Origin of the sequence: Micromonospora sediminimaris (assembly GCF_016863575.1) — a bacterium.
Lineage (GTDB): Bacteria > Actinomycetota > Actinomycetes > Mycobacteriales > Micromonosporaceae > Micromonospora > Micromonospora sediminimaris.
Genome location: NZ_BOPD01000014.1, coordinates 149,809 through 173,604, shown reverse-complemented (window position 1 = coordinate 173,604; position 23,796 = coordinate 149,809). Strand labels below are relative to the sequence as shown.

Annotated in this window: 24 protein-coding genes; 9 read left to right on the top strand and 15 right to left on the bottom strand. The window is 72.1% G+C overall.

Annotation, left to right across the window (positions count from 1 at the left end; all coding sequences use genetic code 11):
- Positions 1-236 precede the first annotated feature (236 nt).
- Entirely contained in the window at positions 237-443 is a 207-nt protein-coding gene (locus tag Vse01_RS12985; RefSeq protein ID WP_093404145.1) for a PspC domain-containing protein, read from the top strand.
- Between the two features lie 254 nt (positions 444-697).
- Here the strand turns inward: Vse01_RS12985 and Vse01_RS12980 are convergent, their stop codons facing one another.
- The 7 genes from Vse01_RS12980 to pdxH form a co-directional block, all read right to left on the bottom strand.
- Positions 698-1,450 (bottom strand): DUF4230 domain-containing protein, encoded by a 753-nt coding sequence (locus tag Vse01_RS12980; RefSeq protein WP_093404144.1) that lies wholly within the window; start codon positions 1,448-1,450, stop codon positions 698-700.
- Positions 1,451-1,548: 98 nt separating this feature from the next.
- On the bottom strand, positions 1,549-2,709 hold the full coding sequence (locus tag Vse01_RS12975; RefSeq protein WP_093404143.1) for an acyl-CoA dehydrogenase family protein: 1,161 nt from the start codon (positions 2,707-2,709) through the stop codon (positions 1,549-1,551).
- Entirely contained in the window at positions 2,706-3,011 is a 306-nt protein-coding gene (locus tag Vse01_RS12970; RefSeq protein WP_093404142.1) for a type II toxin-antitoxin system VapB family antitoxin, read from the bottom strand. Before Vse01_RS12970 ends, Vse01_RS12975 begins: the two co-directional genes overlap by 4 nt.
- A gap of 189 nt (positions 3,012-3,200) precedes the next feature.
- Complete coding sequence (locus Vse01_RS12965; protein ID WP_093404140.1) at positions 3,201-3,803, bottom strand: nitroreductase family protein; 603 nt, start codon at positions 3,801-3,803, stop codon at positions 3,201-3,203.
- Positions 3,804-3,844: 41 nt separating this feature from the next.
- Positions 3,845-4,774: an aldose 1-epimerase family protein gene (locus Vse01_RS12960; protein WP_093404139.1), complete on the bottom strand. Its 930-nt coding sequence runs from the start codon at positions 4,772-4,774 to the stop codon at positions 3,845-3,847.
- Positions 4,775-4,784: 10 nt separating this feature from the next.
- Positions 4,785-6,125, bottom strand: a complete 1,341-nt coding sequence (locus tag Vse01_RS12955) for an MFS transporter (protein WP_232511224.1) — start codon at positions 6,123-6,125, stop codon at positions 4,785-4,787.
- Positions 6,122-6,775 (bottom strand): pyridoxamine 5'-phosphate oxidase, encoded by a 654-nt coding sequence (pdxH, locus tag Vse01_RS12950; RefSeq protein WP_093404138.1) that lies wholly within the window; start codon positions 6,773-6,775, stop codon positions 6,122-6,124. Before pdxH ends, Vse01_RS12955 begins: the two co-directional genes overlap by 4 nt.
- A gap of 254 nt (positions 6,776-7,029) precedes the next feature.
- Here pdxH and Vse01_RS12945 point away from each other — a divergent pair, with 254 nt between their 5' ends.
- The 3 genes from Vse01_RS12945 (at position 7,030) to sepH (ending at position 11,006) form a co-directional block, all read left to right on the top strand.
- On the top strand, positions 7,030-8,136 hold the full coding sequence (locus Vse01_RS12945) for a citrate synthase 2 (protein ID WP_093404137.1): 1,107 nt from the start codon (positions 7,030-7,032) through the stop codon (positions 8,134-8,136).
- Positions 8,137-8,498: 362 nt separating this feature from the next.
- Positions 8,499-9,626 (top strand): phosphoserine transaminase, encoded by a 1,128-nt coding sequence (gene serC, locus Vse01_RS12940; RefSeq protein ID WP_093404136.1) that lies wholly within the window; start codon positions 8,499-8,501, stop codon positions 9,624-9,626.
- A gap of 297 nt (positions 9,627-9,923) precedes the next feature.
- Positions 9,924-11,006, top strand: coding sequence for a septation protein SepH (gene sepH, locus Vse01_RS12935; RefSeq protein WP_093404134.1), 1,083 nt, complete (start codon positions 9,924-9,926; stop codon positions 11,004-11,006).
- Positions 11,007-11,049: 43 nt separating this feature from the next.
- Here the strand turns inward: sepH and thpR are convergent, their stop codons facing one another.
- The 5 genes from thpR to Vse01_RS12910 form a co-directional block, all read right to left on the bottom strand.
- The gene (gene thpR, locus Vse01_RS12930) at positions 11,050-11,646 is read right to left on the bottom strand and encodes an RNA 2',3'-cyclic phosphodiesterase (protein ID WP_093404132.1); all 597 of its coding nucleotides are present in this window, start codon (positions 11,644-11,646) and stop codon (positions 11,050-11,052) included.
- Positions 11,647-11,663: 17 nt separating this feature from the next.
- Positions 11,664-12,170 (bottom strand): hypothetical protein, encoded by a 507-nt coding sequence (locus Vse01_RS12925; protein WP_093404131.1) that lies wholly within the window; start codon positions 12,168-12,170, stop codon positions 11,664-11,666.
- A gap of 116 nt (positions 12,171-12,286) precedes the next feature.
- A complete protein-coding gene (locus tag Vse01_RS12920; RefSeq protein ID WP_093404129.1) occupies positions 12,287-13,564 on the bottom strand; it encodes an MFS transporter in 1,278 nt (425 codons plus the stop codon).
- 81 nt (positions 13,565-13,645) lie between these two features.
- The gene (locus tag Vse01_RS12915) at positions 13,646-14,095 is read right to left on the bottom strand and encodes a MarR family winged helix-turn-helix transcriptional regulator (protein ID WP_170863417.1); all 450 of its coding nucleotides are present in this window, start codon (positions 14,093-14,095) and stop codon (positions 13,646-13,648) included.
- Between the two features lie 131 nt (positions 14,096-14,226).
- Entirely contained in the window at positions 14,227-15,705 is a 1,479-nt protein-coding gene (locus Vse01_RS12910) for an NCS2 family permease (RefSeq protein WP_093404218.1), read from the bottom strand.
- Positions 15,706-15,794: 89 nt separating this feature from the next.
- Between Vse01_RS12910 and Vse01_RS12905 the strand changes: the two genes are divergently transcribed.
- On the top strand, positions 15,795-16,037 hold the full coding sequence (locus Vse01_RS12905; protein WP_269740182.1) for a DUF2530 domain-containing protein: 243 nt from the start codon (positions 15,795-15,797) through the stop codon (positions 16,035-16,037).
- A 21-nt stretch (positions 16,038-16,058) separates the two neighbouring features.
- Here Vse01_RS12905 and Vse01_RS12900 read toward each other — a convergent pair whose 3' ends face one another.
- A complete protein-coding gene (locus Vse01_RS12900; RefSeq protein WP_093404126.1) occupies positions 16,059-16,895 on the bottom strand; it encodes a DUF3027 domain-containing protein in 837 nt (278 codons plus the stop codon).
- 87 nt (positions 16,896-16,982) lie between these two features.
- Between Vse01_RS12900 and Vse01_RS12895 the strand changes: the two genes are divergently transcribed.
- The 3 genes from Vse01_RS12895 to Vse01_RS12885 all read left to right on the top strand — a co-directional run bounded on the left by Vse01_RS12895 (position 16,983) and on the right by Vse01_RS12885 (position 20,244).
- Entirely contained in the window at positions 16,983-18,596 is a 1,614-nt protein-coding gene (locus Vse01_RS12895; protein WP_093404216.1) for an MFS transporter, read from the top strand.
- Positions 18,593-19,243 (top strand): futalosine hydrolase, encoded by a 651-nt coding sequence (locus Vse01_RS12890; protein WP_093404125.1) that lies wholly within the window; start codon positions 18,593-18,595, stop codon positions 19,241-19,243. Before Vse01_RS12895 ends, Vse01_RS12890 begins: the two co-directional genes overlap by 4 nt.
- 152 nt (positions 19,244-19,395) lie before the next feature.
- On the top strand, positions 19,396-20,244 hold the full coding sequence (locus Vse01_RS12885) for a 1,4-dihydroxy-6-naphtoate synthase (protein WP_093404123.1): 849 nt from the start codon (positions 19,396-19,398) through the stop codon (positions 20,242-20,244).
- Here the strand turns inward: Vse01_RS12885 and Vse01_RS12880 are convergent.
- Positions 20,205-20,591, bottom strand: coding sequence for a cold-shock protein (locus Vse01_RS12880; protein WP_093404122.1), 387 nt, complete (start codon positions 20,589-20,591; stop codon positions 20,205-20,207). The genes Vse01_RS12885 and Vse01_RS12880 overlap by 40 nt on opposite strands.
- Positions 20,592-20,618: 27 nt before the next feature.
- A complete protein-coding gene (locus Vse01_RS12875) occupies positions 20,619-21,242 on the bottom strand; it encodes an HAD family hydrolase (protein ID WP_093404120.1) in 624 nt (207 codons plus the stop codon).
- A gap of 83 nt (positions 21,243-21,325) precedes the next feature.
- Here Vse01_RS12875 and Vse01_RS12870 point away from each other — a divergent pair, with 83 nt between their 5' ends.
- Positions 21,326-23,794 carry a helicase-associated domain-containing protein gene (locus tag Vse01_RS12870; RefSeq protein WP_093404119.1) on the top strand — a complete coding sequence of 823 codons (2,469 nt, stop codon included), beginning with the start codon at positions 21,326-21,328 and terminating at the stop codon, positions 23,792-23,794.
- The last annotated feature ends 2 nt before the right edge of the window (positions 23,795-23,796 follow it).

Sequence of the window (23,796 nt, the reverse complement as noted above, 5' to 3'; positions counted from 1 at the left end):
GCGAGCGCTGTCGAGCTGACGGCGCAGACGAATCACTCCCGCGACGGCACAGACGGCTCAACTCGACATCGCAGTTGCCCCTGATCCCGACGGCAGGCGTCGTTTGGAACCCACGCGGGTAAGCACTTACGGGTCAGCAGGGTGGCCTTCCTCCTCCCGACCGAGGTCAGGACGGCCATCCGTGCCTAGCGTTGATTCCAGCAGCGGCGGAAAGCCGCAGAGGGGAAGTGACACGAATGAGTCGCAAACTCGTCCGGCCCCGTCAGGGGCGCATGCTCGCTGGCGTCTGCGCCGGCCTGGCCCGCCGGTTCGGCACCTCGGCCGGGTTGATCAGGCTGCTGTTCCTGCTGTCGCTACTGCTCCCGGGCACCCAGGTGATCGTCTACCTGGCGCTCTGGATCATCATGCCCAACGAGGACCGCCACCTGGCCCCCAACCCCTGACCACCCACCCCACCCCGCGCCCACCGCGCCGCGCACCCCGCGCCGCGCCGCGCCGCGCCGCAAGCCGGTGCAACTTCAGGGTTGTTGCTGTATCCGACGCGCCGCAGGCGACACCAACCCTGAAGTTGCACGCCCCGCCCTGCTACGTGGCGTGGTCGGCGGTCCCCCGCAGGGTGGGGGTGGGGGCGTGCCCGTAAGGCGCGGCGTGCCCGTGGGGCGAGCGTGGGCGTGTGCGTGGGCGTCGGCGTGGGTGGTCAGGGGGCGATGTAGGTGACGCTGACCTGTTCGAAGCCGAGCGAGCGGAGCAGCCCTTCCAGCATCTTGCGGGTGTTCTCCTCGGCGCGGGCATTCAGGCCGCTGTCCCGGGCCGCCGCGGTGATCCGGTCCTCGGCCAGCCGGTAGACCTCCTGCTGCCGGTTCGGGTCACCGCCGATCAGGTCACCGACGCGGTTGAGCAGGCCGCGCTCCTCCGCGAAGACGTAGCTCTTCTCCAGGTCGAGGTTGGTCTCGGCCAGTTGCGGTGCCGGCAGCTTGATCTCGACCGACTTCCCGTCGGCCGACTGCACGATCGCCCCCTCGGTGAGCGTGCCGAAGTCGACGTACGCCTCGACGCTGCCCGACCCGACGAACAAGGTCCGCTGGTTGAGCAGCCAGTCCGGCACGTTGCGCCGGTCATTCTGCAGGTCGACCACGACCTGGAAGTTGCCCTCGGCGGCCACGTAGCGGCTGAGATCCTGCATCGACTCGAGCAGGGCCGGCTGCGTGCGATCGGTCTGTTCCTTGGTGAACGGGTTGCGGAACTCGGGCAGGATCCCGGTGGTCTGCACGCCGAGCAGCACCACCACCGCGAGCGCCGCGGCACCGAGCACCCAGAGCAGGGCACGGACCGCCCCGCCACCTGACTGCGGGGCCGGGGGTGGTGTGTCCGGGGCGTCTGTGAGCACATCGCCCGACCGGTGGTCGGCAAACTCGCTGGTGGGCTCGTTGATGTCGCCGTCGCGTGCCATCGCCCTCACCGTCCTCGTCAGACGCGGTCTCTGGTGATGACGGTAAGCCCAACGTACGACAGCCGCTCGTCGAGCCCGTCGGATGGACCCGGTCAGGGTCAGGTGAACGCGGAGACCCCGGTGAGCCGCTGCCCGACGACCAACTGGTGGATCTCCGAGGTGCCCTCGTAGGTCAGCACGCTCTCCAGGTTGTTGGCGTGCCGCATCACCGGGTAGTCCCCGGAAACCCCGTTGGCACCGAGGATGGTCCGGCACTGCCGGGCGATGGCCAACGCCTCTCGTACGTTGTTCAGTTTGCCGACGCTTACCTGCTCCGGGCGCAGCTTTCCGGCGTCGGCCAGCCGGCCTAGCTGGAGGGCCAGCAGATAGCCCTTGTTCCACTCGACCGCCATGTCGGCGAGCTTGGCCTGGGTGAGCTGAAAGCCGGCCAGCGGTCGCCCGAACTGGGTGCGGGTGGTCGCGTACGTGAGCGCGGTCTCCAGGCAGTCGCGGGCCGCGCCGAGGGCGCCCCAGACGATGCCGTGCCGGGCCTCGGTCAGGCAGCTCAACGGTGCCTTCAACCCGGTGGCGTCGGGCAGTTGCGCGTCCGCCGGCAGCCGGACGTCGTCGAGGGAGATCTCGCCGGTCAGCGACGCGCGCAGCGACATCTTCCGGGTGATCTCCCGCGCCGTCACCCCCGGCGTGTCCATCGGTACGACGAAGCCCCGCACACCGGATTCGGTACGCGCCCAGATCACCGCCACGTCGGCGATCGGCGCATTGGTGATCCACATCTTGCTGCCGTCGAGCACCCAGTCGTCGCCCTCGCGGCGTGCCCGGGTGGCCATCGACGCCGGGTCGGAGCCGTGGTCCGGCTCGGTCAGTCCGAACGAGCCGATCGCCTCGCCGGCCGCCATCGCCGGCAGCCAGCGCTGCTTCTGCTCCTCGCTGCCGTAGCGCCAGATCGCGTACATGGCCAGTGAGCCCTGCACCGAGACCAGCGACCGGACCCCGGAGTCACCGGCCTCCAGTTCCAGGCAGGCCAGCCCGTACGCGACGGCCGTCGAGCCGGCGCAGCCGTACCCGGTCAGGTGCATGCCGAGCAGGCCGAGCTTGCCGAACTCACGGGCCAGTTCGCGGGCTGGCGCGTGACCTGCCTCGTACCAGCCCGCGACGTGCGGTCGGACCAGGTCGTCGACCACCTGGCGTACGACGGCGCGGATCGCTCGCTCGTCCTCGGTCAGGGACGCATCAAGGTCGAGCAGGTCCACCTGGGTCACTCGACCGCCTCGGCGAGCACGAACACCCGGGCGTGGATCTGGTTGCGCTGTTGCAGTGCGGCACGCAGCGCCCGGTGCAGGCCGTCTTCCAGGTAGAGACCACCGTTCCACTGCACGACGTGCGGAAACAGGTCACCGTAGAAGGTGGAGTCCTCGGCGAGGAGCTTGTCCAGCGCCAGCTCGCGCTTGGTGGTGATTAGCTGATCCAGGCGCAGCGGGCGGGGCGGAATCTCCGCCCACTGCTTCAGGGTCAGGTTGTGTTCCGGATAGGGACGCCCGTCCCGGACCGCTCTGAAGATCACGACGGCACGCTCCCCTCCCCCTGGCCGGCCGATACCACGACGCCGGGCCGGGTCGCGGCACGGCGCCGCGACCTGCGGCGCCGATGACCGTGCCAGCGTAGCCGGACCCCGCACCCCACGTTCTGCTCCCTGATGCCAGTTTCGCCACGGGTCGTCCGGTTCTCAACCGGACGAAACCACCGGTTCGGGTCAGCTCCACCGCCCCCGCCGGACGACCTCGTCCACCGGACGGCGCCCGCGACGCAGCGATGGTGACCGGTGGTCGGCGGCTCGATAACCGACAGTGAGGGCACCGATGGGGTGATACGCCTCCGGCACACCGAACGCCTCCCGATAGGACACCAACCGCTGCGGCGGGATGCCGAAGAAACAGCAACCCAGCCCCTCGTCCACGGCGGTGAGCATCATCAGCAGCGCGGCGAATCCGGTGTCGACGTACCAGTAGGGCACCGGCCAACGATCCGTCGACCGGTCCGCCCAGCCCTTGTCCGGCTCCGCGTACCGCTCCAGGTAGACCGAGCGGTTGGCGTGCGGCACCACGATCAACGGTGCCCGGCGCATCCCGGCCAGCCACCGCTGCATCCCGCCGCCCTCCGGGGTGCTGGCCGACCAAAAACGCTCCCGGTCCTCCGGCGACTCCAGCACCAGGAAGCCCCACCCCTGCGAGAACCCGGCCGACGGGGCCCGCACCGCGTGCTCCAGCAGCCGTTCCACCACCTCCGGCGGGACCGGCCGGTCCGGGTCGTAGTTGCGCACCATCCGGCGCCGCCGGACGACCTCCGCGAACTCCACGCCGTACTCCTCACGTGCCCGTCCGGTCCGCGACCGGACGCTCAGCCACCGGGCCGAATGCCCCAACTCCCGCGCCAGGTGTCGCCCGGCGCCAGAGTGATGAGATCCCGGCCGGAGCGGAACGCGTCCGGCGGGCAGGTCATCGGCTCCACCGCCACCGACCGGCGGAACCGCTCGCCGGTCAGCGTGTCACCGGTGTAGACCTGCCACCAGCCGAACTGGTCGTCGGCCCAGATCCGTAGCCCGGTCGAGGCGTCCGGCCCGGTCAGCGTCACCGAGGAGCCGCCGTCGGCGTCCCGGTTCACCTGCCCGAAGGCGAGATCCAGGACGGCCTCACCGATGCGACGCGGCTCGGTGTAGTCGTACTCGGTACCGGCCACCGCGGCCGCGCCGACCGGCAGCAGCCGACCGTCCAGCAGCAGCCGGGACCGGCCGGGTACGCGCAGTGCGATGTCCTCCACCGACACCCCCGGCAGTTGCAGGTACGGGTGCACGGAGAAGCCGAAGGGCACCGCCTCGGTGCCGACGTTCGTGACGTCGTGCTCGGCGCGCAGCCCGTCGGCGCCCACGACCCACCTGGTACGCAGCCGCAGCGGCCACGGGTAACCGGGCTGCGGCAGCAGGTCGTAGCCGACCGTGACCTCGTCCGGCCGCTGCTCGATCAGGTGCCACGATGCCCAGTTCACCAGGCCGTGGATGGCGTTGTGCCGCTCCGGCTCGGTCAGATTCAGCTGTCTCGACTGCCCGCCGAAGGTGTAGACGCCGTCGCGGATCCGGTTCGGCCAGGGTGCCAGCACCTGCCCCGCCGAGCCCGGGCACATCTCGTCGGTGGCGTACCCGTCGAGATGCTCGACCCCGTCCTGGCGGTAGGCGCGGAGTCCGCCGCCCAGCTCGACGATTACCGCCTCGTGGCCGGCGGCTGAGATGCTCCACTGCGCTCCCGACAGGGGAAGCGGATCGCGGCTGTCCATTCGCCAGACCCTAGCCGCCGACGCCGTCGTTCGCTCGCCGCGGTCCGCGGCCCTCGTCGTGCTCGCGTCCATCCGCTCCGGTCGGCGGCCGGTAGCGGGTCAGCGCCGGGAAGGCCACGGCGAGCAGCACCGCGAGCACCGCCGCCGCGACACCGCCACCGATCCAGGCCACCCCGCTGCCGAACCCGGCCGCCATGGCACCAGCCCGCAGATCGCCCAGGCGCGGACCGCCGGCCACCACGACGGTGTTGACGCCCTGGAGCCGGCCGCGCATCCGATCCGGCGCGTAGATCAACAACATCGACTGCCGTACCACCGAGCTGACCAGGTCGGCGGCGCCGGCCAGCACCAGCAGTACGACCACCAGCCAGAGCTGGCCGGCCAGTCCGGCCAACGCCACCGCGACGCCCCAGCCCACCACGGCGAGCACCAGCACCAGACCCTGCCGGCGAACCTGGCCGATCCAACCCGAGACCAGGCCGGCGAGCAGTGAGCCGATCGCGATGGAGCTGTAGAGCCAGCCCACCGCCGCGCCACCACCGAACCGTTCGGTCGCCACCTCGGGAAAGAGCGCTCGCGGGAAGGCGAACACCATCGCGATGAGGTCGATGGCGAAGGAGAGCAGCAGCACCGGGCTACCGGCCAGGTACCGCACCCCGTCGACGATGCTGCGCAGCCCCGCCTGCCGGGGCCCGCCGTCCGGATCGGGTTCCGGCGGCATGGCTGGCAGCCGCAGCGCCGCCCAGACCAGGGCGGCGAGCAGCGTCGCGTCCACGGCGTACGCGACCGGCAGTGCCACCCCGAGGTCCCAGATCGCCAGGATCAGGCCGGCGGCCAGCGGCCCGAGGACCGCGGTGGCCATGGCGGTGGTGAAGTTCAACGTGGTGGCCGCCGGCACCAGCTCGGTCGGGACGAGCCGGGCCACGAGCGCCCCACGGGCCGGCCCGGAGATCGCGAACGCCACCGAACTCAATGCGACAAGGGCCAGCAGGAGAACCGGGCTGCCGACCCCCAGCAGCGCCTGGACCAGCAGTCCCAGCACGGCGACCCAGAGCAGGACCGAGCCGCCCAGCAGCACCCGCCGCCGGTCGATGGCGTCGGCGACCGCCCCGCCCCAGAGCCCGAAGACCAGCAGCGGTACGAAGGCGGCGACGCCGAGCAGACCGACCCAGAGGGAGTCCTCGGTCAACGCGTACATCTCCACCGGCACCGCGACGGCGGTGAATTGGAAACCGAACATCGCGATGGCGTTGCCGGCCCAGAGCCGCCGGTACGCCGGTACCCGCAGCGGGCGCAGATCGATCGCCCAGCGGCGCTGCTCGCGCGGCCGGTCGGTGCTGCTGACGGTCACGGTGCCAGCCGCTCCACGACCCAGTCCGCGCCGGTACGCCGGAACCGCAGCCGGTCGTGCAGCCGACTGGCCCGGCCCTGCCAGAACTCCACCGAATCGGGACGTACCCGCAACCCGCCCCAGTGCGGCGGAGCGGGGATCGGGTCCACGTCGGCGAAGCGCTCGGCCGCGGCCCGGTAGGCGTCGTCGAGGGCGGCCCGTTCCGGCAGCACCGACGACTGGGCGCTGGCCCAGGCACCGAGTTGCGAGCCGCGCGGCCGGCTGGCGAAGTACGCCTCCGTCTCCGCCCGGTCGACCCGTTCCACCGGTCCGGTGACGATCACCTGCCGCTGCATCGGAAACCAGGGAAAGAGCAGACTGGCGTACGGGTTGGCGGCCACCTCGGCACCCTTGCGGGAGCCGTAGTTGGTGAACAGCACGAAACCCTCCGGGTCGTACCCCTTGAGCAGCACCGTCCGCGCGCTCGGCCGCCCGGCGGCGTCGGCGGTGCCGAGCACCATGGCGTTCGGCTCGGGCAGTTCGGCGGCGACCGCGTCGGCGAACCACCTGTCGAACTGGGTGTGCCAGTCGACGGCCAGTTCGCTCTCCGTCAGGCCGGAATCGGCGGCGTACTCGTGCCGCATCCCGGCTGGCACCGGTGTGTCCCCCATCACGTTCCCGCTCCTCCCCCGTCGGGCCGGTACGCGCCCGCCGACCAGCCCGTCCGGCCCAGTCTTATCCGTGCCGGAAGGGGCCCGGCAAGCGGGATGTCGCCAGCAGCACATCGACAGCGTCTCGCGCACCCGGCCACCAGCAGGCAAGATGTCACGAACACATCCCTGAGGGTCGCCTAAGGCGCTCACCCGGCCGGGGCCGGGACACCGAGCCCGGGCGGGCGCACCGACCACACACCAGGAGCAGTGAGATGGCCGATTTCAAACCCGGACTTGAGGGCGTCGTAGCCTTCGAAACCGAGATCGCCGAGCCCGACCGCGAGGGCGGTGCGCTGCGCTATCGCGGGGTCGACATCGAGGACCTGATCGGCCAGGTTTCCTTCGGCAACGTCTGGGCGCTGCTGGTCGACGGCCGCTTCGGCCCGGGCCTGCCGCCGGCCGAGCCATTCCCGGTGCCGGTGCACTCCGGTGACATCCGGGTCGACGTGCAGTCCGCCGTCGCCATGCTCGCTCCGTACTGGGGCTTGCAGCAGCTGCTGGACATCTCCGACGAGCAGGCCCGCGAGGACCTGGCTCGGGTGTCGGTCACCGCCCTCTCCTTCGTCGCCCAGTCCGCTCGCGGCCTCGGCCTGCCGGCGGTTCCGCAGAAGGAGATCGACAAGGCGGAGACGGTCGTCGAGCGCTTCATGAAGCGGTGGCGCGGCGAGCCCGACCCGAGGCACGTCAAGGCCGTCGACGCGTACTTCATCTCGGCTGCCGAGCACGGCCTGAACGCCTCCACCTTCACCGCCCGGATCGTCGCCTCCACCGGCGCGGACGCCGCCGCCTGCATCTCCTCGGGCATCGGGGCGCTCTCCGGCCCGCTGCACGGCGGCGCGCCGTCGCGGGTGCTGACCATGCTGGAGGCGGTCGAGCGCAGCGGTGACGCGGAGGGCTACGTCAAGGGCGTGCTCGACCGGGGTGAGCGGCTGATGGGCTTCGGTCACCGGGTCTACCGGGCCGAGGATCCGCGCGCCCGAGTGCTCCGCCGCACCGCCAGGGAACTGGGCGCCCCGCGCTTCGAGGTCGCCGAGGCCCTGGAGAAGGCCGCCCTCGCCGAGTTGCAGGCCCGCCGACCGGATCGGGTGCTCGCCACGAACGTCGAGTTCTGGTCCGCCGTGGTGCTCGACTTCGCCGAGGTGCCGGCACACATGTTCACCTCGATGTTCACCTGTGCCCGGATGGGCGGTTGGAGCGCCCACATCCTGGAGCAGAAGAAGCTCCAGCGACTGGTCCGTCCCTCGGCCCGCTACGTGGGCCCGGGCACCCGCAAGCCGCACGAGGTCGACGGCTGGGACGCCGTACCCCACGACGTCTGAGTCGTACCGCCTGAGGTAGCGGAAGGGCCCACACTGTCGGAGCGCGGAGACCCCGGCCGACCAGCCGGGGTCTCCGCGCCGCCGTATCCGGCCCAGCATCAGCACGGACAGTGGGGCGCCGGCGTGCCCTCGCGGTTCGTTCGGTGGTGGCGGCGGGAGCGGGCGATGTGGTGCAGGACTCAGGCCCGGTCGTGGGACCAGCGGCCGGTCGGGGTGGCTCTGGTGCGAGGATAAGGATCGGCAGTGTCGCCGGACCGGGGCCCGGATCCTCCGACCGAGCCGTGCGGGGTACGCATGGCGTCCTCGATCCGCATCGGCGTGGACCAGGCCCGACCCGCCCATTCGGAAGGATCTTCAAGACCGTGGCTGACGCACCGACCATCCGGATACCCGACGAGATCAAGCCCGCCGACGGCCGATTCGGCTGCGGGCCGTCCAAGGTCCGTCCGGCCGCGGTCTCCGCGCTCGCCGAGGTGGCCACGAGCTACCTGGGCACCTCGCACCGGCAGAAGACCGTCCGCGACCAGGTGGCCCGGTTGCGCTCCGGCATCGCCCAGTTCTTCTCCCTCCCCGAGGGCTACGAGGTGATCATCGGCAACGGTGGCACCACCGCCTTCTGGGAGGTCGCCACGTTCGGCCTGATCCGGGACCGGGCCCAGTTCGCCAGCTTCGGCGAGTTCGGCGCCAAGTTCGCCAAGGCCGTCAAGGACGCGCCCTTCCTCGGTGAGCCGACGGTCCGCAAGTCCGACGCAGGCAGCGCCCCGGCCCTGGCCGCCGAGGCGGGCGTGGACGTGTACGCCACCCCGCACAACGAGACCTCGACCGGCGTCGCGGTGCCGATCGGCCGGGTGGCCGGTGCGGACCCGGGCTCGCTGCTGCTGGTCGACGCCACCTCCGGCGCCGGCGGGCTCGAGGTCAACGTGGGCGAGACCGACGTGTACTACTTCGCCCCCCAGAAGTGCTTCGGCTCGGACGGTGGGCTCTGGCTGGCCCTGATGTCGCCGGCCGCGCTGGAGCGGGCCGCCGAGATCAAGGCCTCGGGGCGCTACATTCCGGCGTTCCTCGACCTGGTCACCGCGATCGACAACTCGCGGCTGGAGCAGACGTACAACACCCCGGCGCTGGCGACCATCTTCCTCGCCGCGGAGCAGACCGACTGGATGAACTCCCAGGGCGGTCTGGCCTGGGCGGCCAAGCGCACCGCCGAGAGCGCCTCGGTCGTCTACGGCTGGGCCGAGCGCTCCTCCTTCGCCACGCCGTTCGTCACCGACCCGGCGCTGCGCTCCAACGTGGTCGCCACCATCGACTTCGCGGACGGGGTGGATGCCGGGGCGATCGCCAAGGTGCTGCGCGCCAACGGCATCGTCGACACCGAGCCGTACCGGAAGCTGGGCCGCAACCAACTGCGGGTCGCGCTCTTCCCGGCGGTCGAGCCGACCGATGTCGAGGCGCTGACCGCATCGATCGACTACGTCGTCGAGCGGCTGTAACCGCCCGACCCGGCCATACCACGGGCCCGGCACCCCGTTCGGGGTGCCGGGCCCGCACCGTACGACGCCACGGTCGACGTCCGGCAGTCAGCTGATCCCGCACCACTTCGGACCGTCTACCACGCCACTGTCGGCCACCGACAGCTGACCCGCCACACAGCGGCGGAGCAGGCGGATCCGCCGCTTACCCGGGCGTGGCGTCTCCCACCGGGGCACGGATGGGCGTACCGTGGAGCGCAACGCCCCGGGTGGCCGGCTCGTGGCGTACGGCCAGCGAAGCGGGACGGAGGCAACGCGATGCGCCCAGTACGCTTCGTCGCCCTCTCCGAGGACGGCCAGGCCCTGGTGCTCGCCGACGAGGTCGGGCGACTGCTCGCCCTGCCGTTGGACGAGCGGGTCGCCGGAGCGCTGCACGCCGAGCCGGGTACGCCCACGCTCGCGGTGGCGCCGGCCGCCGCCGACCCGGTGCCCTCGCTGTCTCCTCGGGACATCCAGGCCCGGATCCGCTCGGGCGAGTCCGCTGAGGACGTCGCCCGGATCGCCGGTGTCCCGGTCGACCGGGTCCTCCGCTACGCCGGGCCGGTGCTTCAGGAGCGTGCGATGCTCGCCCAGCACGCCCGGCGCACCCGGCTCAAGGGTGCCGAGAAGCCGACGCCGCTCGCCGAGGTGGTCAACGGCCGGCTCGCGCAGCACGGGATCGACACCGAGAAGATCTCCTGGGACGCGTGGCGGCGCGACGACGGCACCTGGCGGATCGTCGCGACCTGGCCGTCCGGCAAGGCCACCGCCCAGGCGGTCTGGGATCTGGACAAGACCCGGCAGTCGGTCGCCCCGCACGACGACATGGCGCAATATCTGTGCGCCGAGCGTCCGACGCCGATCCTCGGCCAGGAACCCGCACCGGAGCGGGGCGGCCACGCCCTGCCCGGCCCGTCGCGCGGCGAGCCGAGCCGCGGTGGGCACGGGCTGCCGTCGCCCGCCGAGCCGGGGCGCTCGGGGCGTGACCCGATCCGAGCCGGCCGCGACGCCCTGCTCGCCTCCCTCGACCGGCCCCTCGGCTCGACTTCGGGCCGTGGTCTCGAACCGCGCTCACCGGCCGCTCTTGCCGGCGGCCCGGACGCCCAGCGCCAGCGGGCGGTCGCGGGGGGCGCTGCGGCGCTGCTCGGCGGCGGTCAGGGCTCGGCCTTCGACGACGACGCGGACGCACCGAAGGAGGTCCCGGCGGTGCCCTCGTTGGCAGTGCTGCGGCCCCGCCGGACGAACGCGCCGGCCGCTGGTGGCACCGAGTCCGGCGAGGCCGGCGGCAAGCCGCGCAAGCGTCTCCCCAGCTGGGACGACGTTCTCTTCGGCAGCGGCCCCGCGGCCCGCGAGTCCTCCTGACCCGCGGGCCCCGCGCCCGCCCACGCCGCCGCCCCTTGTGGATTCAGAGGGGCCAGGCGGCGAGCCGGTGGTAGCTCGACGGGGGTCCGGGCCGGCTGTGCACCAGCACCAGCTCGTCGGCGGCCCAGGGCGGCCCGAGGTAGGCGTCGAGCGTGGCCAGATCCGCCTCGATGTCGGTGTGCGGCAGCCGGTCGCCCGGACGGGCGATGGTCAGGTGCGGCCGGAAGGGCCTTTCGTCGACTGGCAGTCCGGCTGCGGCCAACCCGGCGCGAACGACGCCAGCCAGCGCCACCAGGCGGGACACGTCGCCGCGTACGTCGACCCAGAGCACGGTGCTGCGGCCCCAGCCGAACCGGCCACCGCCGCCTAGGCGTAGGACCGGCGGCCCGGCCAGCCCCGCGCCCAGCACAGCACCGCCGCGAGCATCGTCGACGGCGGCCCCGAGCGCCTGCCGCACCTCGGTCAACCGCGCGGCCTCGACGTCACCGAGGAAGGCGAGGGTGAGATGAGCCTTGGTCGGGTCGACCAGCCGGACGTTCGTGCCGGCAGCCGAGGCCGCCGCCAGCCGCAGCCCGGTCACCTGCGCGGTCAGGTGCGCAACGGCATCGGCCGGCGGGTAGATCGCAGTGAAGAGTCGCACCTGTCACAGGGTGGCAGTCAGAGCCACCGCTCAGGCTGCTCGGGGCGGGCCGCCGGCAGCCGTAGGCCGGCGGCGTCCAACTCGGCCTCGACGCGTACCCGTTCGATCTGCCGGTCCAGACCGGACAACTCGGCGAGATGCTCGGTGATGCCCAGCGCATGGCAGGCCAACCGAAGCCGATCGTCATACGCGTGGAGCACGTCGCGGTGCCACACGACCGGTCTGCTGCCGCCGGCCCGATCCCGACGCAGACACCGCAGGTCGGCGGCGATCTGCTCCAGCGGCCGCCGCTCCGACCGGTCGAGCGCGTCGAGGTCGACCCGGTCGGCGACCGCGACCGCGTCGGCGGCCTCGTTCAGCCGGGCTACCAGGCACCGGTCGCGGCGCCGCTGCCGCCACTCGCCGTACCGACAGGTCAGCCGGTCGACGAGCTCGTCGGTGCAGATGACCAGCGCGATCAGCACCGGCACGAAGACCACGGCGGCCAGCGCCACGGCCAGGAGCACTATGCGTAGGACCTCCACCCATCGAAGCTATGCCGCCGCATAGCGTCACGTAAGCGATTTTCCGCATTCCGGGGCCAGGTGGGTGGTGCGGCAGGCTGGCGCGACGGTGAGCCGACCCGCCGACCGGCCTGTGCTCACATTTCGGTGACGTAGAAACGGGGCAGCGGCAGGATGCGGAACCGCAGCCGGGCCCCGGCGCGGCGGAGCTGCCAGGCCAGCGCCAGCAGCGCGGTGGTCAGCGAGAGCAGGCCACCGGCCCAGATGCTGGCACCGGCGCCGAAGGTCTCCGCGACCCAGCCGATGATCGGCGCGCCGACCGGGTTGGTGCCGAGGAACACAAGCACCCACAGCGCCATCACCCGTCCACGGAAGGCGGCGTCGGTGCCGAGTTGCACCCGCTGGTTCGCCGCCTGTGCGAAATAGACCATGAAGAAGCCGGTCGGTGGCAGCAGCGCGACCACCATCCAGTACGCCGGGGCCAGCCCGACGAGCGTGCCGAAGGTGGCGCAGCCGATCGCGGCACCCAGCACCAGCCACACCGAGGGCCGGCTCCGTCGCCCGGTCCCGGCCAGCGCACCGACCAGCGCGCCCGCCGCGAGAGTGGTGCTGAACAGGCCGAACGAGGCCGCCCCGGTGTTGAAGACGGTCTTGGCCAGGGCCGCCAGCGTCAGCTGGAAGTTGAACAGCGACATCCCGATCACCGACATCACCACCATCGGGAGCAGCAGGTCGGGACGGCGGGCGACGTAGCGCAGCCCGTCGAGCACGGTCGCGGCGGCCCGCTCGTCGCGCGGTGGCAGCGGCTCCCGGTGCAGTTCGGTCGGGCGCATCCGGATCACCGTGACCAGCGGCGCGATCGAGCTGAGCGCGGTGACGAGGAAAACCGGCCCGACGTCGAAGAGGGCGATGGCCAGGCCGGCCACGGCCGGGCCGACGATCCGGGCCGAGTTGAACACGGCCGCGTTGAGCGAGAGCGCGTTGGGCAGCAGCGCCGTGCCGACCAGTTCGGAGACGAACGCCTGTCGTACCGGGGTCTCCATCGCGTTGGCCACACCGAGCAGGGCGGCGAAGACGAAGACGTGCCAGAGCTGAACCAGATCGGTGAGCACCAGCACGCTCATAGCCAGCGACAGCACGGTCCAGAACGCGTTGGCGATGAAGAGGAGCATCCGCTTGTCGTACCGGTCGGCGAGCCGGCCGGAGAGCAGCGTGAGCAGCAGCACCGGGGTGAACTGGAGGGCGACGACCACGCCGAGCGCGGTGGCAGAGTCGCCGGAAAGCTCGAGGACCAGCCAGTCCTGGGCGATGAACATCATCCAGACACCGATCAGCTTGACCAGTTGCCCGAATGCGAAGAGCCGGTAGTTGCGGACCTGTAGGGACTGGAACATCGTGCTCAGCCTTGCCTGCACTCTTGGTGCGCCTCCTCGCGGTCGTACGCGTCGTCAACGACGGACGGCACGGCGCGGGGCGCACACCCTGTGTGCGCGGCGTCAGGCGCGGGAGATTCGCTGAAGGATCTCCGCAGCCCGGTGCAGGGTCTCCCGGTCGGGGTCACTCAGCTCGGCCAGCCGGCGGGCCAGCCACTCGTCCCGGACCCGCTCGAACTGGTCGAGCACGGCCCGGCCCCCCTCGGTCGTCGCGAGGATGACCTGCCGGCCGTCGGTCGGGTGCGGGGTCCGCTGCACGAGGCCACGCTCCTCCAGCTTCGCGACGATTTTGGTCATCGTCGGTGGCTGCACCCGTTCGACGTCGGCGAGTTCCCGCGGCGTGAGCGCGCCCGCCAGCCGAAGACTGGTGAGCGCGGACAGTTGGGTGACCGTGAGGTCACCAACCGGCCGGGCCTGGCGGACCCGCCGGTTCAACCGGGTGATCGCATCACGCAGCTGAAGGGCCAGCTGCGCCGGTGGCATGCTCTGAGCCGTCACCGTCCGCTCCGTCACGATAGTTAGCCTAACTAATTAGCCGACCGGGCCGCAGCGGATATGACCATGCTCACCCCGACGTATCTCCTGCTCCGGGCCGGGGGTGCGGATCACGTCAGAGGATCACACACCCCCGGCCCGGGCGGCTGTCAGAAGAGCAGCGCCTCGATCGGGCCGCGCAGGAAGTACACCACGAACAGCGCTGCCACCGCGTACAGCAGCGGGTGGATTTCCCGGGACTTGCCCTTGGCCAGCTTGATCACCACGTACACGATCAGGCCGGCCCCGATCCCGTTCGAGATCGAGTAGGTGAACGGCATCAACACGATGGTGAGGAAGGCCGGGATGGCGATCTCGTAGTCGGACCAGTCGATCGTGCGTACCGCCGTCATCATCAGGAAACCGACCACCACCAGCGCGACGGACGCCGCCTCGAACGGGACGACCACCACAAGCGGCGCCAGGAACATGGCCAGCAGGAAGAGCACGCCGGTGACCAGGTTGGCCACTCCGGTCCGGGCGCCCTCCGCGACACCGGCGGCACTCTCGATGTACGACGTGTTGCTGGAGACGCTGGCCGCACCACCGCTGGCCGCCGCGATCGAGTCGACGAGCAGGATCTCCCTGGTGCGCGGCGGGGTGCCCTGCTCGTCGAGCATGCCGCCCTCCTGACCGACGGCCACCATGGTTCCCATCGTGTCGAAGAAGTCGGTGATGAGCAGGGTGAAGATGAACATCAGCACGACCAGCCAACCGGCGCGCCCCCACGAGTCCAGCACGTTGAACTGACCGAGCAGGGAGAGATCCGGAACGTCGAACGGGTTGCTCGGCAGCGTCGGAACGTTGAGCGACCAGCCCTTCGGGTTCGGCACACCGTCGACGAAGGAGGGGCCGATGTTGCCCACCGCCTCCACCACCATGGCCAGTGCTGTGGAGGCGAGGATGCCGACCAGGATGGCGCCCTTGACCCGGCGTACCACCAGCACCAGGGTCACCAGCAGGCCCACCACGAAGACCAGCATCGGCCAGCTGACGAGTTTGCCGCCGATGCCGAGACCGACCGGGACGGTGGTGTTGGCATCGTCCGGAATCCGCCGGACGAAGCCGGCGTCCACCAGGCCGATGATGGTGAGGAACAGGCCGATGCCGACGCCGATCGCCGTCTTCATCTGAGTCGGCACCGAGCGGAACACCGCCGTCCGCAGCCCGGTCAGCACCAGCACCGCGATGATGAGACCCTCGATCACCACCAGGCCCATCGCGTCGGCCCAGGTCATCTCGGGCGCGATCTCGTACGCCACCAGGGCGTTGACGCCGAGCCCGGCGGCCACCGCCAGCGGGAAGCGGCCGACCACGCCCATCAGGATGGTCATCAGACCAGCGACCAGGGCGGTGGCCGCCGCGATCGCTGGGATCGGCAGGGTCTGGTTGTCACCATCGACGGCGCTGCCGAGGATGAGCGGGTTGAGCACCACGATGTACGCCATCGTGAAGAAGGTGGCCAGGCCACCGCGCACCTCGCGGGTCAGCGTCGAGCCGCGGGCCGAAATCTCGAAGTACCGGTCGAAGCCATTGCGCGGCTGGCTCGAACCGGGTGGGGTGCCGTTGTCGGGCGGCGCTACTGCCATCAGGAACCTCACAGCGGATCATCGGGTTGTCGCGCGCATCGTCGCAGATGGCCGGCCTGCCGGGAAGCGGCGTCACGTACGCTGACCGGGTGCCCACCCCGCCACCCCGCCCCGAGCCGCTCGACCCGCCGATGGTGCCGTTCGCCCTCGCCGGAATGGCGGCCTGGGCCGTCGCCGGGCTGGTGCTGCTGCTCTTCCGCGACCGGCTGGTCGCCGGTGGCCACGAGAACTGGCTCTGGATCTGCCTGGCCGGATTCCTGTGGGGCTTCCCCGGTCTGGCGGTGATGATGCGGCACGACGCCAACCGCCGCCGCCGTCGCGCCGCCGGTTGACCCGACGGGCGCCGGCCACGGTCAGGAGTGCCCGTACGGCTCCGCCGGCTCGCCGCTCTCCACGGACCCGGCGGCGCGGCTGACCGCCATCGGCTCCACCGCGCTGTCGTCGTAAACGGTGGGCATCTCGTCGACCGCCGTGTCGGCCTCGACAAGCGTCTCCGAGTGGGCGCCGCAGCCGTGGTCGGCGCTTACCACCCGGCCGTCGTCCGGCGCGTAGAAGTTGCCGCAGACACCGAAGCACTGCCGCAGCCTGCCCGCGAGTGGCAGGTAGAAACCGCAGGTGCCGCAGCGGGCGGCGGCGGGTGCGGAGGCGGAGATCGGCGCCGAGGGGCCGTGATCGCCGTCGTACCAGCGTTGGGCCGTCTCGATCCGCCCCTCCCGTGACATCACCCGGGGCCGGCCCAGCCCCAGCTCCCAGACGGTCTCCTCGACCGCCGGGTCGTCGGAGAGGAGGTAACCGGGCTGGAGCCGCTCGTCGTCCGACGGGGTCAGCAGCAGGTCGCCGGGGCCGAGGTCGCCGGGCTTCAGTCGCTCCTGCCACGGCAACCAGCCGGGGGCGAGCAGCGCATCTGGCCCGGGCAGCAGGACCGTCTCACAGATCGTCACCGTACGGCTGCGCGGCACCCGGGTCACGGTGACCGCCCACCGCCAGCCGCGATAGCCGGCCAGCCGGCACTCGAAGTAGTGCGTGACGAGCCGATCGCCCTCGGCGACGACCTGGAGGTGGTCGCCGACGTCGTCGGGGCCCACCTCGGTGATGCCGGCGCGCGCCACCTCGACGGCAGCGGCGCAGACCTGGTCAAGGCGGGCGGCACGGGCGGAAGCGGGCCTGGTCACCCGACCATTGTTCCCCATCGGGTGGGTGAGCCGCGAGGCACTCCCCAGAGGTGTTCTCCGGCGGTGGCGCAGCATTGCCCGGGCCGATGGGTCAGGATGGGTGCCATGCCGCTGTTCTCCCGCTCTGAGCGGTCCCTCCTGGGGCGGACCGTCGGCACCGGCATCCGCGCCACCCGGCTGATGCTGCGCGGTTCCCTGTCCAGCAGCCGCTGGGTGACCCGCAGCGCCGCCCGGGCTCGGGCCCGGGGTGCCGGCGGGGAGACCGGCATGGTCCGTCTGTTCGACCTGCACGCGATCTCCTGTGCCGGTGACACGCTGATCGCCATCGGGCTGGCCGGGACGATCTTCTTCAACGTGCCGCTCGGCGAGGCACGGAGCAAGGTCGCGCTCTACCTGCTGGTGACCATGGTGCCCTTCGCGATGCTCGCACCCGTGGTCGGGCCACTGCTCGACCACTTCCGGCACGGCCGTCGCTACGCCCTGGCCACAACCATGTTGGGCCGGGCGTTCCTGGCCTGGTTGATCTCCGACTACATCCACGGCTTCGGGCTCTATCCGGCGGCCTTCGGCGTGCTGGCACTCTCCCGGGCGTACGGGGTGGCGCGTTCCGCGGCCGTACCCAGGCTGCTGCCGGAAGGGCTCGGACTGTCCCAGGTCGGCGCCCGGGCCAGCGTCTACGGCACGGTCGCGGGTGCGCTTGTCGCCCCGATCGGCCTGGCCGCGTTCTGGTTCGGACCGCAGTGGCCGTTACGGGTCGCATCAGTGATCTTCCTGGTCGGCATGGTGATCGCCCTCCGGCTACCACCGAAGGCGGACTCCGAACCGCCGGAACGGGTACCGCGACCACTGCGGGCGCTGCGTCGAGGCACGGACGAACGACCACTGGGCCGGGGCAGACCCGCCGGACGACTGGTGATCTCGACCCTGATCGGCGCGGCCACGCTGCGCGCGGTCTACGGTTTCCTGCTGCTCTTCCTGGCCTTCACCATCAAGGCGGGCGACCTGACCACCGTGGTGTTCGGGCGTGATCTGGGGGACGAGGGATCACTCGGCCTGGTCGGCGGCGCACTGGCCGTCGGCACCTTCCTCGCCACCGCGATCGGTACCCGGTTGCGCATCCACCGCCCGGCCGCCCTCCAGTCCAGCGGCATGGTGATCGTCGCCGGGGTTGGCGTACTCACCGTGCTGAGCTTCTCGCTACCGATGGTCGCCCTGCTCTGCGTGGTCACGGCGATGATGAGCGGCATCGCCAAGCTGGCCGTGGACGCCTCGATCCAGGAACGCATCCCGGAACGGTTGCGGGCCAGTTCCTTCGCCCATTCCGAGACGGTGCTGATGCTCGCCTTCGTCGCCGGTGGCGGGCTGGGGCTCGTACCCTTCGACGGCCGGATCGGCATCGCCGTCGCCGCCGGTGTCGGCGCTCTCGCCGCCGCCCGGGGCCTGGTGATGGCCCGGCGACTCCGGGCCGAGAAGCTGCACGGACGGCCACTGACCGACGACGAGTTGGCCGCCGAGAAGCAGGCCGAGTCGGAGCGCACCACCGAGGCGGAGCGCGAGTCCACCCCCACGTCCCCCGCCCCGTTCCAGGGTGGACGTGGTCCCGAGGAGCCGGGGATGGCACCACCGGGGTTCCACATCTATCGCCCGTCCTCCACGATCACCGGTTCCGGCGGGGGCGACGACGAGACGCGGCGCAGCTCACCGGGTTCGCTCACGTGAGCGGTCTGCTCGTGGTGACCGCCGTTCCCGCCGAGGCGGAAGCGATCCAGTCCGGCCTCGCCGACCCGACCGTGGCGGTGCTGCCGGTGGGGGTGGGCCCGGCGGTCGCCGGTGCGGCGACGGCCCGGTTGCTGGCGCTCGCCGAGATGGCCGGCCGCCCGTACCGGGCAGTGGTCAGTGCGGGGGTTGCTGGCGGCTTCGCCGACCGGGTCGCGGTCGGTGACACCGTGCTCGGCACCCGGGCCGTCGCCGCCGACCTGGGTGCCGAGTCACCGGACGGCTTCATTCCGATCGACGAACTCGGCATGCCGGCCGAACTGCTCGGCGGCGGCACGGCCCTCGACGCCGACCCGACACTGCTGGCCGGCCTGCGCACGGCGCTGCCGACCGCGACCGTGGGACCGGTGCTGACCGTCAGCACCGTGACCGGCACCACCGCCAGCACCGAGGAACTGGTCCGGCGTCACCCGGAGGCGGTGGCCGAGGCCATGGAGGGGTACGGCGTGGCGGTCGCCGCCAGCCAGGCCGGCGTGCCCTTCGTCGAGCTGCGTGCCATCTCGAACCCGATCGGCCCCCGCGACCGCGACGCGTGGCGCATGCGCGACGCCCTCACCGCCCTCACCGCCGCCGCCTCCGCCCTACGCTGACGCGTCAACCCCATCCCAAGATCCGCGCAACTTCGGCGATGTTGCTGATTCTGGCCGAGTTCAGGCAGCAAGATCCGGGATGTTGCCCGGATCTTGGGTGGGGGCGCTGCCGCGCTGGCAGCGGGTCGGGTCGACGGGGTTACGGTGGGGGTGTGGCGCTCTCGCTGGCGATCTCGCCCTGTCCCAACGACACGTTCGTCTTCCACGCGCTGGTACACGGACAGGTGCCCGGCGCGCCGCCGGTCGAGGTGACGTACGCCGACGTGGACGTCACCAACACGGCCGCCGAGCGGGGCGCGTTCGACCTGGTGAAGGTGAGTTACGCGGCGCTGCCGTGGCTGCTGGAGGACTACCACCTGCTGCCCTGTGGGGGTGCGTTGGGCCGGGGATGTGGCCCGCTGGTGCTCACCCGCACCGACCACGGTGGCGAACCGGAGCGCGACGATCTCACCGGTGCCACCGTGGCGGTGCCGGGTGACCGGACCACGGCGTACCTGCTGTTCCGGCTCTGGGCGGCCGGACGGACGCCGCGACGCATCGAGGTGGTGCCGTTCCACGAGATCATGCCGGGCGTGGCCGCCGGCCGGTACGACGCCGGCCTGGTGATCCACGAGGCCCGGTTCACCTATCCCCGACACGGCCTCACCGCCCTGGTCGACCTGGGCGAGTGGTGGGAGTCGGACACCGGGCTGCCGATCCCGCTCGGCGCCATCCTGGCCCGGCGGGGCGTGGTCGACCCACAGCAGGCCGCCGGCTGGATCCGGGACTCCGTCCAGCGAGCCTGGGCCGATCCGGCGGCCAGCCGGGGGTACGTGCTGGCGCACGCCCAGGAGATGGAGCCCGACGTGGTGGACCGGCACATCGGCCTCTACGTCAACGAGTTCACCGCAGACCTCGGTGAGGCGGGTTTCGCTGCCGTCGAGGCGCTGCTCGGCCGGGCCGCCGACGCCGGGCTCGTGCCTCAGACCTCCAGCTCGCGGGCGACCGCGTGGACCAGCTGAGCGATCTTCTGCGCGGTCCTGCGGTCCGGGAAGCGGCCCCGGCGCAGGTCCGGTTGAACCTTCGCCTCCAGCACCTTGATCATGTCTTCGACCAGGCCGTGCAACTCCTCGGCGGGGCGTCGGCGCAGCTCCGCCACGGACGGCGGCGCGTCCAGCAGCTTCACCCCCATCGCCTGCGCACCCCGCCGGCTGTCCACCACGCTGAAGTCGACCCGCTGGCCGCCCTTGAGATCGGTGACCCCCGCCGGTAGCGCGCCCTTCGGCAGGAACACGTCGCCACCCTCGTCACTGGTGACGAACCCGTATCCCTTGGCCGCGTCGTACCACTTCACTCGACCCGTAGGCACCTGAGAACCTCTGCTTCGCTTGAACGTCTACTGCCTCAAGGCTAGCCGGATCATCCCGTCGAGCGCCGCTGGGAATCCGGTGAGATCCGCAAGCACCGCCGCCGCCCCGGCGGCACGCAGCTCGTCGGGGGTACACGGGCCCGTGGCCACCGCGATCCCGGGCACCCCGGCCGCAGCGGCGGCCACCATGTCCGCCACGTGGTCGCCGACGTAGTGGGTCGCCCCGTGCGCCCGCAACGCGGTCGCCTTCTCCTCGGCGAACAGGTCACCGGCCAGCTCGTCCACGACCAGCCCAAGATGGTCCAGGTGCAGCCGGGCCAGCCGGCCGATCTTGGAAGTGACCACCAGCACCCGGCCGCCCCGGTCGCGGACCGCGGCGAGGGCCGCCACCGCGCCGGGCAGCGGCACGGTCGGCGTGATCGCGTACGCCGGGTACAGCTCGCGGTAGACGGTCACCGCCTCCTCTACCTGCTCCGGCGGGAACCAGTGGGCGATCTCGGTACGCAGTGGCGGGCCGAGCCGGGACACGGCGACGTCGGCGTCGACGGGTACCCCGGTCCGCTCGGTGAGTGCGCGATAGGTCGCGGCGATACCGGGACGCGAGTCGACGAGGGTCATGTCGAGGTCGAAGCCAACGGTCAACGGGGGCATCCTGGAAAGCTACCCGGCCAGCCGGACCGGCCGGGTCGTCCGATGGGCGGGAGTGGCCCCGACCGGGCTAGCGTGGAACGACGATGAGCACCTCACTCGCCGACCACCTGCGGTCGCTGCCCGACGAGTCCCTCGCCGCGCTTCTCCAGCTCCGGCCCGACCTCGTCGTGCCGGTCCCCGCCGACGTGGCCGCCCTCGCCATCCGGGCACAGTCCCGCGTCTCGGTGTCGCGCGCGCTCGACGGGCTGGACCAGTTCACGCTTCAGATCATGGACGCCGCCCGGTTGACCCGTGACCCGGCCGACGGCACCACCTCGGTCGACGGGGTTCTGGCCCTGGCCACCACCGGCCCCAACCCGCCCGCTCCCACCGCCGTCCGGGCCGCCGTCGACCGGCTGCGAGCCCGGTTCCTGCTGTACGGCCCCGACAACGCCCTGCACCTCGTCGGAGGCATCGACGAGATCTCTCCGTACCCTGCGGGGCTCGGCCGGCCGGCGACGGAGCTGGACCCGCGCACGGCCGCGCTCTGCGCGGACCCGGCGAAGCTGCGGCGGACGCTGCTGTCCGCGCCGCCGTCGGCCCGGGCGATCCTGGACCGGCTGGCCGCCGGCCCACCGGTCGGCAGCGTGCCGCCCGGGGCGTTGCAGGCACCAGCGGTCGGCGCGGACGACGACCTGCCGCCGGACGACACGAACGGCGGGGCGCCGACCGGGTCACCGGTGCGTTGGCTGGTCGACCACCGGCTGCTGGTGCGGGTCTCCGGCGGCAAGGGTGGCACCACCGGCATGGTCGAGCTGCCCCGGGAGATCGGGCTGCTGCTGCGCCGCGAGACCGGTCCGCTGGGCCCGTTGAGCAGCAGTCCACCCCAGGTGGCCGCGACGCCGCGCGAGCCGAAGGCTGCCGACTCCGCCGGGGCCGGGCAGACCATGGAGGTGGTACGCCATACCGAGGCGCTGCTGGAGCAGTTGGCCGCCGAACCGGCGCCGGTGCTGCGATCCGGCGGCATCGGGGTACGTGACCTGCGCCGGCTGGCGCGGGCCACCGGGTCGGACGAGTCCGTGGCCGCACTGCTGCTGGAGGTGGCGTACGCGGCCGGGCTGACCGGTGAGATGGAGCTGCCCGGTGCCGCCGGTCGGTACGGCGCCGACCAGCAGGTGCTACCCACCGCCGGGTACGAGATGTGGCGTGCCGGTTCGCTGGCTCAGCGCTGGGAGCAACTGGCCCGGGCCTGGCTGACCATGACCCGACAGGTCGGTCTGGTCGGGCAGCGCGACGACCGGGACCGGCCGATCACGGTGCTGTCGGCGGAGGCGGAACGGGCCGGCGCCCCGGCCGCCCGGCGGGCGGTACTCGGCGTACTCGCGGACCTGGAACCGGCGGCCGCGCCAAGTGCCGAGGAGGTGTTGGCGCTGTTGGACTGGCGGGCGCCCCGACGCAGCCGTGGTCGGGAGAACGCGCATCGGGAGGTCCTGGCCGAGGCGGCCACGCTGGGCGTGACCGGGCTGGGGGCGCTCACCTCGTACGGGCGGCTGCTGCTGGCCGAGGCGACGGCGAGCGAGGACGACGCCACGGACGACCCGCTGGGGCTGCGGGCCGACGCCGAGGACGGTGGCAGCGCGATCCGGATCCTGGACACGCTGCTGCCCGCTCCGGTGGACCACTTCCTCGTCCAGGCCGACCTGAGCGTGGTGGTGCCCGGGCCGCCGGAGCCGGCGCTCGCCGCCGAGCTTGAGGTGGTCGCCGAGCCGGAGTCGGCAGGTGGGGCGAGCGTGCACCGGATCACCACCGGCAGTGTGCGGCGGGCGTTGGATGCCGGCTACTCCGCGGACGACCTGCACGACCTGTTCCGTCGCCGGTCCCGCACGCCGGTGCCGCAGGGGTTGGCGTACCTGGTCGACGACGTGGCCCGCAAGCACGGCGGGCTGCGCATCGGCTCCGCCGGGGCGTACCTGCGCAGCGACGACGAGGCGCTGCTGGCCGAGGTGCTTGCCGACCGGCGGGTGGAGGCGCTGGCGCTACGCCGCCTCGCGCCGACCGTGCTGGTGACGCCGTACCAGGGCGGTCGGCTGCTCAGCGTGCTCCGGGAGGCCGGCTACGCCCCGGTGGCCGAGGATGCCACCGGGTCGACGGTGCTGACCCGACCGAAGGCCCGACGGGCACCGGCCAGGGTGTCGGTGGCGACCCGGGCGCTCGACCCGCTCGCCACCCCACGCCTGCCGCTGCCGCGCCTGCTCGGGGTGGTGGAGCAGATCCGGCGGGGCGACGCGGTGGCGCGGGCGGCCCGCCGGGCTCCGGCGGTGGTGCGCGGCGCGACGTCGGACGGGCCGGTTCCCGCGCACAGTCACCACGACGCCCTGGCCGTGCTCCAGCAGGCGGTACGCGACAAGGCGCTGGTCTGGGTCGGCTACGTCGACGCACACGGGGCAACCGCGTCCCGGCTGGTGCGGCCCGTCTCGCTCGGCGCGGGCTACCTGCGTGCCGAGGACGAGCGCACCGAGATGCTGCACACCTTCGCCTTGCACCGGATCACCGCGGCGGTGCTGGAGAAGTGAGG

Excerpts from the sequence above, each read along its gene's own strand:
- Vse01_RS12985 (WP_093404145.1), top strand. The coding sequence starts at position 237 with ATGAGTCGCAAACTCGTCCGGCCCCGTCAGGGGCGCATGCTCGCTGGC.
- Vse01_RS12945 (WP_093404137.1), top strand. The coding sequence starts at position 7,030 with ATGGCCGATTTCAAACCCGGACTTGAGGGCGTCGTAGCCTTCGAAACC.
- Vse01_RS12960 (WP_093404139.1), bottom strand. The coding sequence starts at position 4,774 with ATGGACAGCCGCGATCCGCTTCCCCTGTCGGGAGCGCAGTGGAGCATC.
- Vse01_RS12910 (WP_093404218.1), bottom strand. The coding sequence starts at position 15,705 with ATGGCAGTAGCGCCGCCCGACAACGGCACCCCACCCGGTTCGAGCCAG.
- pdxH (WP_093404138.1), bottom strand. The coding sequence starts at position 6,775 with ATGGGGGACACACCGGTGCCAGCCGGGATGCGGCACGAGTACGCCGCC.
- Vse01_RS12870 (WP_093404119.1), top strand. The coding sequence starts at position 21,326 with ATGAGCACCTCACTCGCCGACCACCTGCGGTCGCTGCCCGACGAGTCC.
- Vse01_RS12895 (WP_093404216.1), top strand. The coding sequence starts at position 16,983 with ATGCCGCTGTTCTCCCGCTCTGAGCGGTCCCTCCTGGGGCGGACCGTC.
- Vse01_RS12900 (WP_093404126.1), bottom strand. The coding sequence starts at position 16,895 with ATGGGGAACAATGGTCGGGTGACCAGGCCCGCTTCCGCCCGTGCCGCC.
- sepH (WP_093404134.1), top strand. The coding sequence starts at position 9,924 with ATGCGCCCAGTACGCTTCGTCGCCCTCTCCGAGGACGGCCAGGCCCTG.
- Vse01_RS12980 (WP_093404144.1), bottom strand. The coding sequence starts at position 1,450 with ATGGCACGCGACGGCGACATCAACGAGCCCACCAGCGAGTTTGCCGAC.
- Vse01_RS12875 (WP_093404120.1), bottom strand. The coding sequence starts at position 21,242 with ATGCCCCCGTTGACCGTTGGCTTCGACCTCGACATGACCCTCGTCGAC.